The 15377-nt window shown below is 70.5% G+C and carries 17 protein-coding genes; 10 read left to right on the top strand and 7 right to left on the bottom strand.

Features of this window, described 5'->3' with window-relative positions; translation table 11 throughout:
• Position 1 precedes the first annotated feature (1 nt).
• The gene (locus NR111_RS08860; RefSeq protein ID WP_256820603.1) at positions 2 to 1492 is read right to left on the bottom strand and encodes an amidase; all 1491 of its coding nucleotides are present in this window, start codon (positions 1490 to 1492) and stop codon (positions 2 to 4) included.
• A 141-nt stretch (positions 1493 to 1633) separates the two neighbouring features.
• On the opposite strand from NR111_RS08860, the gene NR111_RS08855 reads away from it, so the two are divergent.
• Positions 1634 to 2311 carry a hypothetical protein gene (locus tag NR111_RS08855; RefSeq protein WP_256820602.1) on the top strand — a complete coding sequence of 226 codons (678 nt, stop codon included), beginning with the start codon at positions 1634 to 1636 and terminating at the stop codon, positions 2309 to 2311.
• A 28-nt stretch (positions 2312 to 2339) separates the two neighbouring features.
• On the opposite strand, the gene NR111_RS08850 is transcribed toward NR111_RS08855, so the two are convergent.
• A complete protein-coding gene (locus NR111_RS08850; protein WP_154828363.1) occupies positions 2340 to 2630 on the bottom strand; it encodes a DUF1540 domain-containing protein in 291 nt (96 codons plus the stop codon).
• Positions 2631 to 2986: 356 nt separating this feature from the next.
• On the opposite strand from NR111_RS08850, the gene NR111_RS08845 reads away from it, so the two are divergent.
• From NR111_RS08845 to NR111_RS08805, 9 genes are all read left to right on the top strand, one after another.
• Positions 2987 to 4561, top strand: coding sequence for a carboxyl transferase domain-containing protein (locus NR111_RS08845; protein WP_256820601.1), 1575 nt, complete (start codon positions 2987 to 2989; stop codon positions 4559 to 4561).
• A gap of 8 nt (positions 4562 to 4569) precedes the next feature.
• The gene (locus tag NR111_RS08840) at positions 4570 to 6687 is read left to right on the top strand and encodes a biotin carboxylase N-terminal domain-containing protein (RefSeq protein ID WP_256820600.1); all 2118 of its coding nucleotides are present in this window, start codon (positions 4570 to 4572) and stop codon (positions 6685 to 6687) included.
• A complete protein-coding gene (locus NR111_RS08835) occupies positions 6680 to 7837 on the top strand; it encodes an acyl-CoA dehydrogenase family protein (RefSeq protein WP_256820599.1) in 1158 nt (385 codons plus the stop codon). Before NR111_RS08840 ends, NR111_RS08835 begins: the two co-directional genes overlap by 8 nt.
• 3 nt (positions 7838 to 7840) lie before the next feature.
• The gene (locus NR111_RS08830) at positions 7841 to 8356 is read left to right on the top strand and encodes a MaoC family dehydratase (protein ID WP_185950209.1); all 516 of its coding nucleotides are present in this window, start codon (positions 7841 to 7843) and stop codon (positions 8354 to 8356) included.
• A complete protein-coding gene (locus NR111_RS08825) occupies positions 8353 to 9219 on the top strand; it encodes a CoA ester lyase (RefSeq protein WP_185950210.1) in 867 nt (288 codons plus the stop codon). Before NR111_RS08830 ends, NR111_RS08825 begins: the two co-directional genes overlap by 4 nt.
• 67 nt (positions 9220 to 9286) lie before the next feature.
• Complete coding sequence (locus tag NR111_RS08820) at positions 9287 to 10936, top strand: AMP-binding protein (protein ID WP_256820598.1); 1650 nt, start codon at positions 9287 to 9289, stop codon at positions 10934 to 10936.
• 27 nt (positions 10937 to 10963) lie between these two features.
• Entirely contained in the window at positions 10964 to 11740 is a 777-nt protein-coding gene (locus NR111_RS08815) for a CoA transferase subunit A (RefSeq protein ID WP_067713235.1), read from the top strand.
• Positions 11740 to 12393 (top strand): 3-oxoacid CoA-transferase subunit B, encoded by a 654-nt coding sequence (locus tag NR111_RS08810; RefSeq protein ID WP_067713237.1) that lies wholly within the window; start codon positions 11740 to 11742, stop codon positions 12391 to 12393. Before NR111_RS08815 ends, NR111_RS08810 begins: the two co-directional genes overlap by 1 nt.
• Positions 12390 to 13139, top strand: a complete 750-nt coding sequence (locus NR111_RS08805; protein WP_256820597.1) for a type II CAAX endopeptidase family protein — start codon at positions 12390 to 12392, stop codon at positions 13137 to 13139. Before NR111_RS08810 ends, NR111_RS08805 begins: the two co-directional genes overlap by 4 nt.
• On the opposite strand, the gene NR111_RS08800 is transcribed toward NR111_RS08805, so the two are convergent.
• The 5 genes from NR111_RS08800 to rpmB form a co-directional block, all read right to left on the bottom strand.
• Complete coding sequence (locus NR111_RS08800) at positions 13128 to 14072, bottom strand: AEC family transporter (RefSeq protein WP_256820596.1); 945 nt, start codon at positions 14070 to 14072, stop codon at positions 13128 to 13130. The genes NR111_RS08805 and NR111_RS08800 overlap by 12 nt on opposite strands.
• 169 nt (positions 14073 to 14241) lie before the next feature.
• Positions 14242 to 14499, bottom strand: coding sequence for a 30S ribosomal protein S18 (rpsR, locus tag NR111_RS08795; RefSeq protein WP_007632792.1), 258 nt, complete (start codon positions 14497 to 14499; stop codon positions 14242 to 14244).
• A 10-nt stretch (positions 14500 to 14509) separates the two neighbouring features.
• A complete protein-coding gene (gene rpsN, locus NR111_RS08790) occupies positions 14510 to 14815 on the bottom strand; it encodes a 30S ribosomal protein S14 (RefSeq protein ID WP_017836289.1) in 306 nt (101 codons plus the stop codon).
• Between the two features lie 3 nt (positions 14816 to 14818).
• Positions 14819 to 14983 (bottom strand): 50S ribosomal protein L33, encoded by a 165-nt coding sequence (gene rpmG, locus NR111_RS08785; protein WP_010542298.1) that lies wholly within the window; start codon positions 14981 to 14983, stop codon positions 14819 to 14821.
• A 1-nt stretch (position 14984) separates the two neighbouring features.
• Positions 14985 to 15221 carry a 50S ribosomal protein L28 gene (rpmB, locus tag NR111_RS08780; protein ID WP_010542299.1) on the bottom strand — a complete coding sequence of 79 codons (237 nt, stop codon included), beginning with the start codon at positions 15219 to 15221 and terminating at the stop codon, positions 14985 to 14987.
• Positions 15222 to 15377: the final 156 nt, after the last annotated feature.

Raw genomic sequence — 15377 nt, 5'->3', positions numbered from 1 at the left:
CTCACTCCCAGATCCGGGCGAACGGATGGGCGGCCTCGTACTCCGAGGCCAGCTCCAGCAGGAGCCGGTCCTGCCCCCTGCGGGCGGAGAAGTGCACGCCGACGGGCATCCCGTCCGGCGCGTGACCGGTGGGCAGCGAGACGGCCGGCGACCCCGCGATGTTCTGCAGCGGGGTGAAGGTGACCCAGTTGGAGACCCGCTCCAGGTGGGTCTCGAACGGCAGGTCCGCGTCCAGGTACCCGACCTCCGGGGTCTCGTGGGCGACCACCGGGTTGATGTACACGTCGAGGTCGCCGAACCTCGCGTCGAACTGCCGCCGGGTCCTCGCCAACCGCAGTAGGTGCAGGGGAAGCGAGGCGATGTTCCGTCGGGCCATCCGCGCGAGCCCGATCGTGAAGGGGTCGAGTTCGGCCGGGTCGAAATCGGGGTCGAAGAGCCTGCGCCCGGACGATGACGTGCTCAGCGCGAGCAGCCCCCAGTAAGCGATGAAGTCGTCCCGGAACCCCGTCGGGACGGGAGCCTCGGTCGGCACCACCTCGTGGCCCAGTCCGGCCAGCCGCACGGCGGTCTCGCGGAGGACCGCCAGGGTCGCGGCATCGGTCGCACCGCCCGCCGGGCTCTGCTCCACGAGTCCGATGCGCAGGCGCCGTGCCGGGGCGGGGGCGACGGGGCCCACCGGGGGGACGCCGACGGGGAGGTGGCTCGCCTCGAACGCGGTGAGGAACGTGGCGGTGTCCCGGACGGACCGGGAGACCACCGACTGCGACACGATGGGGATCGGCATGCCCCGGGAGAACTTCTCGTCGGTGTGCCTACCCCGGCTCGGCTTGAACCCGACCAGCCCGGTGACGGCCGCGGGTATCCGGATCGACCCCCCGCCGTCGTTGGCGTGCGCGATCGGCAACGCCCCCGCGGCCACGAGGGCCGCGGAACCACCCGAGGAGCCGCCACTGGTGCGGCCGGTGTTCCACGGGTTGCGGGTCACCAGGCCGCCCTGCCGTTCGGTTGCGGCGGTCCAGCCGAACGGGGGCATGGCGGTGATGCCCAACGGGATCAGGCCGGTGGCGCGGAACGCACGTGCGTAGTCGCCGTCGTGGAGGGCGGGGGAGTCGGGAACGGCGGGGGAGCCGAGCCGCATCGGGGCGCCCTCGACCTGCACCGCGTCCTTGAAAGCCGACGGCACGCCGGCGAACGGCGAGGACAGGCGCGAGTCCGCGGTCCGGCGTGCGTGCTCGCGGGCCCTGTCGAAGGCGGTGAAGACCAGGGCGCCGAGCGCCGGATCCACCTGCTGGCATCGTTCGATGGCGGCCTCGACGAGCTCGGTCGGTGACACCTCGCCGACGCGGACCCGCTCGGCGAGGGCGGTGGCGTCGTCGTACCCGAATGCGTCGTCACGGAAGGCGTGGACCCGCGCGGTGTCGGGGTGGGGCCGGGCAGGGGCGGTGTCATCGGTTGTGGCATCGGTTGTGGCATCGGTTGTGGCGTCGGTCACCCCCCCACTGTAGGACGAGGGGGTGTGAAAATCGGTGGCCCTCTTGACAGGTTCCGCATCGTCGGGCACTTTAGGGGTACCTAAGTAAGGCGAGGGTCACCTAACGCATCTGCGGGCGGGGCCGATCTCTGGAGGCAATCGATGGCAGCGCACCCGGTCGTGTCGGATCCGATCACCACCGGCGCGCGCCGGCTGCTCGACGGAGCCGGCATCGCGACGGTCGCCGTGCGCGGGACCAAGAACCGTTCGGACGTCATGGTCTCCGCCGGCCATCGCTGGGTCGGGGAGGGGGCGATCATCGTCACCGGGACCCCGGCCCCCTGGTCCGCGCTGATGGTCGCCCCGGGAGAGTCGGTCGAGGTGGTCGTCATGATCGACGAGTACGCCCCGATCGTCGAGGCCAAGGTCCACGTCGCGAGCCTGTACGGCTTCGGCGTGGCGCGTGCGGCCAGGCAGGGTGAGGGCTGGGTGGTCGAGATCGAGATCGAGCTCGGCGACCTCGACATCCGCCGACTGGGGCACGAGGGCACCGTCCACGCGGGCTGCCTGGACGCGGTCCCGTCGGACCCCCTGGCATGCGAGGCGCCCGGCCTCGCGGACGAGATCCGGGCGCGCTTCGGCTCTGACCTGGCCATGCTGGCCGGGTCCGCCGACCCGGCGCAGCCGCCGTATGTCCTGGGCGTCGATCCCGACGGCCTGCATCTGCTGACGGCGCTCGGTACCCACGCCGATGTCATCCACCTGCCGTTCCTGACCCGCGCGGAGTGCGTCAATGACGTCGTCCGTGAGATGGGTCAGTACGTGGCCCGCGCCAGCTAGCTTCCCGCGATGGCGCGGACCGGGCCGATCAGGCCGGGCTGTAGGTGAGGCAGTCGGCGGTATCGGCGCCGGAGCCGATCTCGACGGAGTCCGCCGAGCAGAGCAGGTCCTTGTTGTGGGTGCACTCCACCCGTTGGCAGGCGCCCACGTGTGCGCTGGCGGTGGGCAGTCCGCCGCGGACGTCCAGCGAGATGAAGGTGCCGCACTCGGCGTGATCCGGGGTTCCGGCGACGGTGATGGCGCCCGCGTTGCAGCTCTCCTCACTGTTGAAGGAGCACGCCGTGACGGTGCAGGCGCTGATTCCGGTGAGTGTGGCCATGATGATCGCTCCTCGTATGACGGTGGCGTGGTGTGCCCCAGAGTCAACACCGCATCCCCCCGGCTTGCAAGCAAGTTGAGGCTGTGCTAAGTCAGGTCAGCCTAAGCTGTCCACCTGCACGGATGGCGGGAATGGCGGCGTCTCCGCGCGGGGTTCTCGGCCGGATCGGCGGCGCGACGACCGGGAGCTGCAACCCCCCGCCGGGACGCCGGCCGTGCGCGTCGTCGGGTCCGCGGAGTGGGTGAGCGCGGGTCCGGGTCCGGGTGGGTGATCCCGGATCCGCTCTGGACATTTGTGAGGCGCAGCACTATCGTCGGTTTCAGTTAATCCGACTTAACTGAAAGGGAGCGGCACTGATGACTTCCGCGACCACCAATCGCCAGGCCCACGAGGAACTTCTCGCCGACCTCCGCGAGCGCCTCGAGCGGGCCGCGCTGGGCGGCGGTGAGAAGGCCCGTGCGCGCCACCTCGAGCGCGGCAAGCTGCTCGCCCGCCAGCGCGTGGACGTGCTGCTCGACCCGGGCAGCCCGTTCCTCGAGCTCTCGCCGCTGGCGGCGGAGGAGATGTACGGGGGCAAGGCCCCCGCCGCCGGCGTCGTCGCCGGGATCGGCCGGGTGTCGGGCCGCGAGTGCCTGATCATCGCCAACGACGCGACCGTCTCCGGCGGCACCTACTACCCGATGACGGTGAAGAAGCACCTCCGCGGCCAGGAGGTGGCGCTGGCCAACAACCTGCCGTGCATCTACCTCGTGGACTCCGGCGGCGCGATGCTGCTGCAGCAGGACGAGGTCTTCCCCGACCGCGACCACTTCGGCCGGATCTTCTACAACCAGGCGAACATGTCCGCCAAGGGCATCCCGCAGATCGCCGCGGTCATGGGGTCGTGCACCGCCGGTGGCGCGTACGTCCCCGCGATGAGCGACGAGGCCGTGATCGTCCGGAACCAGGGCACGATCTTCCTCGCCGGCCCGCCGCTGGTGAAGGCCGCGACGGGCGAGGAGGTCACCGCCGAGGAGCTCGGTGGCGGCGACCTGCACGCCAAGACCTCCGGTGTGGTGGACCACCTCGCCGACGACGACTACGACGCCCTGATGAAGGTCCGCCGGATCGTGGCGACCTGCCCGCCGGCGCCCGAGCCGGACTGGGAGGTGCTCGAGCCCCGCGAGCCGGTCCGCCCGCAGGCCGACCTCTACGACCTCGTCCCGGTCGACTCGCGCCAGCCCTACGACGTGCGCGACATCATCGGCACGATCGTCGACGGCGGCGAGTACACCGAGTTCAAGGAGAACTACGGCACCTCGATGGTGACCGCGTTCGCCCATATCCACGGGCACCCGGTGGGCATCATCGGCAACAACGGCGTCATCTTCTCGGAGTCCGCGCTCAAGGGCGCCCACTTCATCGAACTGTGCGACCGCCGCAAGATACCGCTGGTCTTCCTGCAGAACATCACCGGCTTCATGGTGGGCCGGCAGTACGAGGCGGGCGGCATCGCCAAGAACGGCGCCAAGATGGTCACCGCCGTGGCGTGCGCCCGGGTCCCCAAGTTCACCATCGTCGTGGGCGGGTCCTTCGGTGCCGGCAACTACTCCATGTGTGGCCGTGCGTACTCCCCGCGGTTCCTGTGGATGTGGCCCAACGCGAAGATCGCCGTGATGGGCGGGCCCCAGGCGGCCGACACCCTCGCCTCGGTGCGCGCAGCCCAGGTCACCAAGTCGGGCGGGGAGTGGACCGACGAGCAGCAGGCCGAGTTCACCGCGCCGATCCGTGAGCAGTTCGAGGAGCAGTCCACCGCGTACTACTCCACGGCCCGCCTGTGGGACGACGGGATCATCGACCCCGCAGACACCCGCACTGTCCTCGGTCTGGCCCTGGCGGCCGCGGCCAACGCCCCCCTCGAGCCGGTCAACAACGGCGTCTTCAGGATGTGAGCAGCCCCATGTCAGAACAACTGTCACAGAAACTCCACACCGTCCTGGTGGCCAACCGCGGGGAGATCGCGTGCCGCGTGATCCGCTCGCTGCGGGCAGCGGGTATCCGCTCGGTCGCCGTCTACTCCGACGCGGACGCCGACGCGCTGCACGTGCGCATGGCCGACGCCGCCGTCCGCCTCGGCCCGGCCCAGGCCTCGCAGTCCTACCTCGACATCGACAAGGTGATCGACGCCTGCCGCCAGACCGGGGCGCAGGCCGTGCACCCGGGCTACGGTTTCCTGTCCGAGAACTCGCGGTTCGCGCGGGCACTCGCCGAGGCCGGCCTGATCTTCGTCGGACCGCCGGCCTCGGCGATCGAGACCATGGGCGACAAGATCACCGCCAAGGCGGCGGTGTCCGCACGTGACGTCCCCACCGTGCCCGGGATCTCGCGTCCGGGACTGACCGACGACGAACTGATCGCCGGTGCCGCCGAGGTCGGCTACCCGGTCCTCGTCAAGCCCTCGGCCGGTGGTGGCGGCAAGGGGATGCGCCGCGTCACCGATCCCGCCGATCTGCCGGCGGCACTGGAGTCCTCGCGACGGGAGTCGGCAGGCGCCTTCGGCGACGACACCCTGTTCCTCGAGCGGTTCGTCGACACCCCGCGCCACATCGAGGTGCAGGTCCTGGCCGACACCCACGGCAACGTCATCCACCTGGGTGAGCGGGAGTGCTCACTGCAGCGCCGCCATCAGAAGGTCATCGAGGAGGCGCCCAGCGCACTGCTCGACGAGGTCACCCGTCAGCGCATCGGTCAGGCGGCGTGCGACGCCGCCCGGTCGGTGGGGTACGTGGGCGCGGGCACGGTGGAGTTCATCGTCTCCGCGCACGCCCCGGACGAGTTCTTCTTCATGGAGATGAACACCCGCCTGCAGGTCGAGCACCCGGTCACCGAGATGGTCACCGGTGTCGACCTGGTCGACTGGCAGGTCCGCATCGCCGCGGGCCAGGAGCTCACCCTGCGCCAGGAGGACATCACCCTCACCGGCCACGCGATCGAGGCCCGCGTCTATGCCGAGGACCCGGCCAAGGGCTTCCTGCCCACCGGCGGCACCGTGGTCGGGCTCGAGGAGCCCTCCGGCGACGGCATTCGCGTGGACTCCGGCCTCCGTGTGGGCACGGTCGTCGGCAGCGACTACGACCCGATGCTCGGCAAGGTCATCGCGCACGGCGCCGACCGCGCCGAGGCACTGGCCCGGCTCGACGCCGCGCTCGCCGGCACCCACGTGCTGGGTCTGCGCACGAACGTCGACTTCTGCCGGTTCCTGCTCTCGCGGCCGGAGGTCGTCTCCGGCGAGCTGGACACGGGCCTGCTCGACCGGTCCGTCGACGACTACACCGCGACGCCCGCCCCCGAGGGCGGACTGATCGCCGTGGCCATGCACCGCACCGAGGAGCGCTGGGCCCGGGTGCCCGCGCAACGCCGCGGCCCGTGGGACGTTCCCAACGGGTGGCGGATCGGCGGGCGCGCCGAGGTGTGGACCCGCCTGGACGCCGGCGCCGGGTCCGACGCGGTCACCGTGGGACTGCGGGGGACCCCCGACGACGCCGAGGTGACCATCACCGACGCCACGATCGGATCCACCGAGGCGCCCGAGGTCTCCTCCCGACATCGTGCGCGGGTCGCCCGGGACGGCGCCTCCCTCCGGCTGACCGTCGACGGCACCCAGCAGCGCTGGACCGTCGTGCGCTCGGCGGACCCCAAGGCCGCCGACACCTTCTGGGTGGCCGGCGACGGCGGGACCTGGGACCTCCGGATGCTCCCGCTCATCGACTCCCGGATCCACGACGCCGGGATGTCGGACGGCCAGATCGTCAGCCCCATGCCCGGTTCGGTCATCGCGTGCTTCGTCGCCGACGGCGACGAGGTCACCGCCGGACAGAACATCCTGGCCGTCGAGGCCATGAAGATGGAACACGCGCTGCCCGCGCCGATCGACGGTGTGGTCCGCGTGCACGTCACCACCGGCGAGCAGGTGCCCGCCGACCACCTGCTCGCGACTGTTGAACCGAGCGCTGTTGAACCGAGCACCGTCGAGCCCCACCCCTCCACCGAGGAATCCGAAGGAGAAGGCAATGCCTGAGTTGGAAGAGCACTACGCCGACCTGAAGTCGACGGTCGCGGACTTCGCCGACAAGGTGGTCGCCCCGGCCTCGGCCGAGCACGATCGCAACCACACCTTCCCGTACGAGGTCGTCGCCCAGATGGGCGACATGGGCCTGTTCGGTCTGCCGTTCCCGGAGGAGTTCGGCGGGATGGGCGGCGACTACTTCGCCCTGTCACTCGCCCTGGAGGAGCTCGGCCGCGTCGACCAGTCGACCGCCATGACCCTCGAGGCAGGCGTGGGCTTGGGCGCCATGCCCATCTACCACTTCGGCAACGACGAGCAGCGCGCCACGTGGCTCCCCGATCTGGCCGCCGGCCGCACGCTCGCCGGCTTCGGCCTGACCGAGCCCGGTGCGGGCTCGGACGCCGGCGCCACCAAGACCACCGCGAAGCGTGACGGCGACGAGTGGGTGATCAACGGCAACAAGCAGTTCATCACCAACTCCGGCACCGACATCACCTCGCTGGTCACCGTGACCGCGGTGACCGGAGAGCGGCGGGCCGCGGACGGTTCTGTGAAGAAGGCCATCTCGACGATCATTGTCCCGGCCGACACCCCCGGATTCACCGCGGAGCCCGCGTACGACAAGGTCGGGTGGAACTCCTCCGACACGCACCCGCTGACCTTCGCCGACGCCCGGGTGCCGGCGGAGAACCTCCTCGGCGAGGAGGGGCGCGGGTACGCGAACTTCCTGTCGATCCTCGACGAGGGACGCATCGCGATCGCCGCCGTGGCCACCGGTGCCGCGCAGGGGTGCGTCGACGAGTCCGTGAAGTACGCCCGTGAGCGCGAGTCCATGGGCCGCAAGATCGGCGAGTTCCAGGCCATCGCGTTCAAGATCGCCCGCATGGAGGCCCGCGCCCACACGGCGCGTTGCGCCTACTACGAGGCCGCGCGCCTCATGCTGGCCGGCAAGGAGTTCAAGAAGGAGGCCGCCATCGCCAAGATGATCGCCTCCGAGGCGGCCATGGACAACGCCCGCGACGCCACCCAGATCCACGGTGGCTACGGCTTCATGAACGAGTACGCGGTGGCGCGGCACTACCGCGACTCCAAGATCCTCGAGATCGGCGAGGGCACCACCGAGGTGCAGCTCATGCTCATCGCACGCGGTCTGGGGCTGTAGGCGATGACTGACCAGCGCAGAGAGGTCGTCCAGCGTGGCCTGTGGTTCGAGGAGTACGAGGTGGGGACCGCCTACCTCCACCGCCCCGGGCGCACGATGACCGAGACGGACAACGTCCTGTTCACCACGCTGACGATGAACACGCAGGCCCTGCACCTGGACGCGGCGTGGTCGGCCGAGCAGCCGGGCTTCGGCGGCGAGCGACTCATGAACTCGATGCACACGCTGTCGACGCTCGTGGGACTGTCGGTCGCCCAGCTCACCCAGGGCACGATCGTGGCGAACCTCGGCTTCTCCGAGGTCAGCTTCCCTAAACCGGTCCTGCACGGTGACACGCTGTACGCGGAGACCGTGTGCACCGACAAGCGCGAGTCGAAGTCGCGGCCGGGAGAGGGCATCGTGACCCTCGAGCACATCGGCCGCAACCAGCACGGCGACATCGTGGCCAGGGCGGTCCGTAAGACGCTGGTCCGCAAGCGGCCGACGGAGTCGGGCCCGGGCGGGGAGGCCACGGCATGACCCCCGCACCCGCCTGGATTCCGCCCGGCCCGGCACTGCTGTTCTGCCCGGCCGACCGGCCGGAGCGCTACGGCAAGGCGGCGGACCGCGCGGACGTCGTGATCGTCGACCTCGAGGACGCCGTCGCACCGGCGGACCGCCCCGCGGCCCGTGACGCGCTGCGGGCCTCGACACTCGATCCGGACCGGACGATCGTGCGGGTCAACCCGACCGGCACCGACGACCACGCGGCCGACCTCGAGGCCCTGGCCGACACGGAGTACCGCTGCGTGATGCTGGCCAAGACCGAGTCCGCCGCGCAGGTCACGGATCTGCACTCGACGACCGGCGCCGCGGTGCTGGCGTTGGTCGAGACCCCGCTCGGGGTCGTCCGCGCGGAGGAGATCGCCGCCGCGCCCGGGTGCGCCGGGATGATGTGGGGCGCCGAGGACCTCCTGGCCGCGATGGGCGGATCGACCAGCCGGTTCTCCTCCGCCGAGGCCGGTGGCCCCCGCGAGGCGGGGGAGTACCGCGACGTACCCCGTCACGCCCGTGCGCGGGTCGCGCTCGCCGCGGCCGCGTTCGGTCGGTGGGCGGTCGACTCCGTGCACCTGGACATCGCCGACTCCTCCGGTCAGCGCGCCGAGGCGCTCGACGCCGTCGCGCTGGGGTTCGTGGCCACCGCGTGTATCCACCCGTCCCAGGTGGCGGTGGTCCGCGAGGCCTACGCCCCCGACGACGACGAGGTGGCCTGGGCCCGGAAGGTCCTCGCCGCCGCGGAACACAACCAGGGCGTGTTCCGGCTGGACGGTCGCATGGTCGACGGTCCCGTCTTCCGTCAGGCCGAGGCGACGATGCGTCGCGCCGCGGCCGCCGCCACCTGATACCGCAATCCCCGTGTCGCGCCCCCCTGTCGCGGGCCGTCCGGCCCCACCCCCAAGGAGTACCGAGATGACCACCACCGATCTCGATTCCACACCCCTCGACCCCGCCGGGTCCCACACGCGCGGGGAGACCGACGTCCCCCTGCTCACCCAGACGATCCCCGAGAACCTCGCGGCGACCGTCGAGAGGTTCGGCGACCGCGACGCGCTCGTCGACGTGCAGGCCGACCGGCGGTGGACCTACGCCGAGTTCCTCGCCGACGTCCGCCGCCTCGCCTCCGGACTGCACCGCCTCGGCATCCGTGCGGGCGACCGGGTGGGGATCTGGTCGCCCAACCGGTGGGAGTGGGTGATGGTCCAGTACGCCACCGCCGAGATCGGCGCGGTGCTGGTCAACATCAACCCGTCCTACCGGGTCCACGAGCTGGAGTACGTGCTCAAGCAGGCGGGGATCAAGGCCGTCGTCGCCGCCCCCCAGTTCAAGGATTCCGACTACACCGGGATGCTCGCGCAGGTCCAGCCGAACTGCCCCGACCTCGAACTGGTCGTGCTCTTCGGCGACGAGGAGTGGGAGTCGCTGGTCTCGGGCCCCACCCACGCCGAGGAACTGGCGTCGATCCGCGCCGCACTGCAGCCGGGCGACCCGATCAACATCCAGTACACCTCCGGCACCACGGGCTTCCCCAAGGGCGCCACGCTCTCGCACTCGAACATCCTCAACAACGGGTACTTCGTCGGCGAGCTCGTCAACTACACGGAGGTCGACCGAGTGTGCATCCCGGTGCCCTTCTACCACTGCTTCGGCATGGTGATGGGCAACCTCGCGTGCACCAGCCACGGATCGGCAATGGTCATCCCGGCGCCCGCGTTCGACCCCGCGGCCTCGCTGCGCGCGGTGGAGCAGGAGAAGTGCACGAGTCTCTACGGCGTGCCCACGATGTTCATCGCCGAGCTCGCGCTGGAGGATTTCGACTCCTACGACCTGTCCACGCTGCGCACCGGGATCATGGCCGGCTCGCCGTGCCCCGAATCCACCATGCGTCAGGTGATCGACAGGATGAACATGGAGGAGGTCTCCATCTGCTACGGCATGACGGAGACCTCGCCGGTGTCCACCCAGACCCGTCGGGACGATTCGCTGGACCGGCGCGTGTCCACGGTCGGCCGGGTCGGGCCGCACCTCGAGATCAAGATCGTCGACCCGTCGACCGGTGCCACCCTGCCGCGCGGCGAGGCCGGCGAGTTCTGCACGAAGGGCTACAGCGTCATGCTGGGCTACTGGGACCAGCCGGACAAGACCGCCGAGGCGATCGACGCCGAGGGCTGGATGCACACCGGCGACATCGGGGAGATGGACTCGGGCGGTTACGTCCGCATCACCGGCCGCATCAAGGACATGGTCATCCGCGGTGGCGAGAACATCTACCCGCGGGAGGTCGAGGAGTTCCTCTACACCCACCCGGACATCCTCGACGCCCAGGTGATCGGCGTGCCCGACCCCAAGTACGGCGAGGAGCTCATGGCCTGGGTCCGGCTCAAGCCGGGACGCGACGATCTCACGGCCGAGGAGGTCCGCGAGTTCGCCACCGGCAAGCTCGCCCGCCACAAGATCCCGAAGTACGTCCACGTGGTCGACGAGTTCCCCATGACCGTCACCGGCAAGGTCCGCAAGGTCGACATGCGCAAGAGCGCGATCGAGATCCTCGGCATCGCCTGACCGCCCCCACACCCAAGGAGTGCGTGTATGTCCAGCAAGATCATGACCGCGGCGGAGGCCGTCGCGGACATCCCCGACGGGGCGTCCATCGCCGCCGGCGGGTTCGGCCTGAGCGGGATCCCGCAGATCGTCATCGAGGCCCTCGCCGCCCGCGACGTCGGGGACTTCGAGGTGTTCTCCAACAACGCCGGCGTCGACGGCAAGGGCCTCGGCATCCTGCTGGAGAGCGGCAAGCTCCGGCGCATCGTCTCCTCCTACGTGGGGGAGAACAAGGAGTTCGCCCGCCAGTACCTGTCCGGTGAGCTCGAGGTGGAGCTCACCCCGCAGGGCACGCTCGCCGAGCGGATGCGTGCGGGCGGGTCCGGTATCGGGGCGTTCTTCACCCGCACCGGCGTCGGCACGTTCGTCGCGGACGGCGGCATGCCGTGGAAGTACGACTCGGCCGGCGGGATCGCGGTGGCCTCCCCGCCCAAGGAGACCCGCGAGATCCGCGGCGAGACCTACGTGCTCGAGCAGGCCATCGAGGCCGACTACTCGCTGGTGCGCGCCGCGGTGGCCGACCGCAACGGCAATCTCCGGTTCAACCTCACGGCCCGCAACTTCTCACCGCTCGCGGCGATGGCCGGCCGGGTGTGCATCGTCGAGGCCGAGAAGATCGTCGAGGTCGGAGAGCTCGCGCCCGACGACATCCACCTCCCGGGCATTTTCGTCCACCGTCTGGTGGAACTGACCCCGGAGCAGGTCGCCCAGACCAAGTGGATCGAGAAGACCACCACCAACCCGCCCTCGGAAGGACAGCGCTGATGAGCAGGATCGGACGCGACCGCAAGGCCATGGCCGCCCGCGCGGCCCTGGAACTGGAGGACGGCCAGTACGTCAACCTCGGGATCGGCCTGCCGACCCTGGTCCCCAACTACGTCCCCGAGGGCGTCAACGTGACCCTGCAGTCCGAGAACGGGCTGCTGGGCATCGGGCCGTACCCGCACCCCGACGACGTCGACCCGGACCTCATCAACGCCGGCAAGGAGACCGTCACGACCCTGCCGGGGTCGGCGATCTTCGACTCGGCGATGAGCTTCGGCATGATCCGCTCGGGCAAGATCGACGTGGCGATCCTCGGCGCGATGGAGGTCAACCCGGCCGGTGACATCGCCAACTGGATGGTCCCCGGCGCGATGGTCAAGGGCATGGGCGGGGCCATGGACCTCGTGGTGGGCGCCCGCCGGATCGTCGTGGTCATGGACCAGGTCGCCAAGGACGGTTCCTCCAAGATCGTCTCCGAGATCTCCCTGCCGCTCACCGGCCTGGGCTGCGTCGACCGGATCATCACCGAGCTGGGCGTGTTCGACCGGGACGCCGACGGGCTGACCCTCATCGAGATCGTCGACGGGGTGACCCTCGAGCAGATCGAGGCGGCCACCGACGCGCCGTTCCGGGTGGCCGAGCACCTCAGGTGACCCCGCCGCCGCCGGCGCCGCCCGGCCTTTGGACCACACCGGTCCGGGGCCGGGCGGCGCTGTCGGCGTTGGCATGGGTCCTCGCGTACGGGGCCTCCCTCGTCGTCGTCGTCCTCCTCGGCCTGGTCACGGCACGGACCCTCGGGGCCGGCCGCCCCGACACCGCGCTCCTCGCCCTGGTCGTCCTCGCCGGCACCGCCGTGGCCGCGCTGCTCGCGGTGCGGATCCACCTCCTGCGCCGGCGCGGTCTCGGGTGGGCGGACGTCGGGATCCGGCCACCGGACCGCTCACCCTGGCACCTGGCGTGGCAGATCCCCGCGGTGATGGCGGCCGGCGTCACCGCCTCGATGATCGTGCTCATCCCCCTGGGGGCGGGCGCCGAGTCGACGGGGGAGGAGGCCGATGCGGCGATCGCGGACCTGGCGGCCGGCGGGCCGATGTTCGCCGCCCTCGGGCTGATGACCGTCGCCGTGCTCATCCCGGTGGCGGAGGAGGTCGTGTTCCGCGGCATCGTGCTGCCGGCCCTGCGGGCGCGGCTGCGGGCCGTCGCGGGGATCACGCTCGCGGGAGCGGTGTTCGCCGCCGTGCACCTGCTGCCCCCGGCGCTGCCGTACCTGCTGGTGGTGGGGATCTCACTGTGCGCGATGGCCGAGTGGTACCGGTCGATCGTGCCCGGCATCGTGCTCCACGGCGTCAACAACGCGATCGTGTTCACCGGCGTGATCGCCGCCGGGTCAGGCCAGTAGCGCCGAGACCAGCAGGAGGACCGGCAGCGCGCCGAGGGTCGTGAGGACGGCGGAGTCCCGGGCCAGCAGAGTCCCGTGTCCGTACCGGGTCGCGACCACGAGGACGTTCTGCGCGGTGGGCAACGCGGCGGCGACCACCACGGTGAGGAGCTCGTGGCCCCGCATCCCCATGAGCCAGGCGCCGATGGCGTACGCGAGCACGGGGTGGGCGACGAGCTTGAGTGCGCTCGCGAGGAAGATCTCCCGGCGGGGCGAGGCGCCGGCCTCGAGGACCTTGACCCCGTAGAGCGACATGCCGAACACCAGCAGGGCGCCGGGGACGGAGATCTGGCCGACCAGGTGCACGGGCTCGAGGAGATTCTCGGGCGGTGTCCAGGGCAGGGCCGCGACGACGACGCCCGCGAGCGCAGCGAGGACGATCGGGGCGCGGACCGACTGCAGCAACGCGCCGAGAGCGCCCCCGTCCCCGCCGCCGTCCGACCCCTCGGCCCGCGCGGCCCGCTCCAGCACGGCGATGGCGACCGGTTGGAGCACCACCACCTGGAAGAGCAGCAGCGGCATGACGAACCCGAGGTCCCCGAGGACGTACAGCGCGATGGGGATGCCGAGGTTGGCCGAGTTGACGTACCCGGCGGACAGGGCACCCACCACGAGGTCCGCCGCCGGGCGCTTGAGCCACAACCGGGCGATCGCCACGTACAGGACCGCGACGATGATCGCCGACACTGCGGACACCACGAACACGCCGGTGAAGACCTGGTCGAGTGTGGTGCGGGCGAGGGAGTCGAACAGCAGCGCCGGGGTGGCGACGTAGAAGACGAGCCGGTTGAGCACCAGCCGTGCGTCCGTGCCGAGGACCAGGGTGCGGGCGAGTATCCAGCCCAGCGCGACCAGCGCGACGATGACGGCGAAGCCGTTGAGGACGCCGGCCACGGGTTGACTCCTGGTGTCGGGGAGGGGAGGGAAGGCGCGGTAACGCCGATCGGGGTCGCGCACTCCTGCGTGAGGAGGCACGACCCCGATCGGGTTGCTGTTGCCTGAGTCGGCGGCTAGAGGCCGCAGGCGGGACGGGCGGTCCGGTTCACCCGCGCCGAGTGGTGACTCAGCGGCTGGTGAACGGCAGCAGGGCCATCTCGCGGGCGTTCTTGACCGCGACGGCGACCTGACGCTGCTGCTGCGGCGTGAGGCCGGTGACCCGACGCGAACGGATCTTGCCGCGATCGGAGATGAACGTACGGAGGGTGTTGACGTCCTTGTAGTCGACCGTCTCGATACCCGCCACCTTCAACGGGTTCTTCTTGGGTCGACGGCCCTCCTGGGCGCGGATCTTCTTGGACGGGGTGCTACGTGCTTTAGCCATGGTTACCTACTCACCAACTCGACTTCGTGACACCGGGCAGCTCGCCACGGTGGGCCATCTCGCGCATGCGGACGCGGGAGAGGCCGAACTTGCGGAGGTAGCCGCGGGGGCGACCGTCGGCGACGTCGCGGTTACGCACCCGCACGGGCGAGGCGTCACGCGGCATCTTGTTGAGAGCGGTCTGGGCATCCATACGTGCCTCGTCCGTGCTCTCGGGGTTCTTGATGATTGCCTTGAGCTCGGCGCGACGCTCGGCGAACCGGGCGACCTTGGCCTTGCGCTGCTCGTTGCGCGCGATCTTGGACTTCTTGGCCACGAGTCAGCGCTCCTCTCGGAATTCGACGTGCTTACGGACGACCGGGTCGAACTTCTTGAGGACGATGCGGTCCGGATTGTTGCGACGGTTCTTGCGGGTCACGTACGTGAACCCGGTACCGGCCGTGGACTTCAGCTTGATGATGGGGCGGATGTCGTTACGGGCCATCTCAGATCTTCTCCCCACGGGCGCGGATGCGGGCCACGACGGCCTCGATGCCATCGCGGTCGATGGTCTTGATGCCCTTGGTCGAGACCGTCAGCGTGACGCGACGACCCTCGGAGGGCACGAAGTAGCTACGGCGCTGGATGTTCGGGTTCCAGCGACGGTTGGTCCTGCGGTGTGAGTGCGAGACGGACTTGCCGAAACCCGGCTTCCGTCCCGTTACCTGGCAATGCGCCGACATGGCGTGGTTCTCCTTCCGCCCCGTCCTGCGGTGGCGCGCGGCGGAGGGGGCACCCTCGGTCGGCCTGGGCCGTACGGGGGCTTACCGCCACGTCGCGAGCACCGTGAGAGGCGATAGCAAACGTGCAGACAACAGCGATGGTCTAGTTTACGGCCC

The organism is Dietzia sp. Die43 (assembly GCF_024519835.1).
GTDB lineage: Bacteria > Actinomycetota > Actinomycetes > Mycobacteriales > Mycobacteriaceae > Dietzia > Dietzia kunjamensis.
The sequence above is the reverse complement of the archived record's forward strand: the minus strand, read 5'-3'. Positions and strand labels throughout refer to the sequence as shown.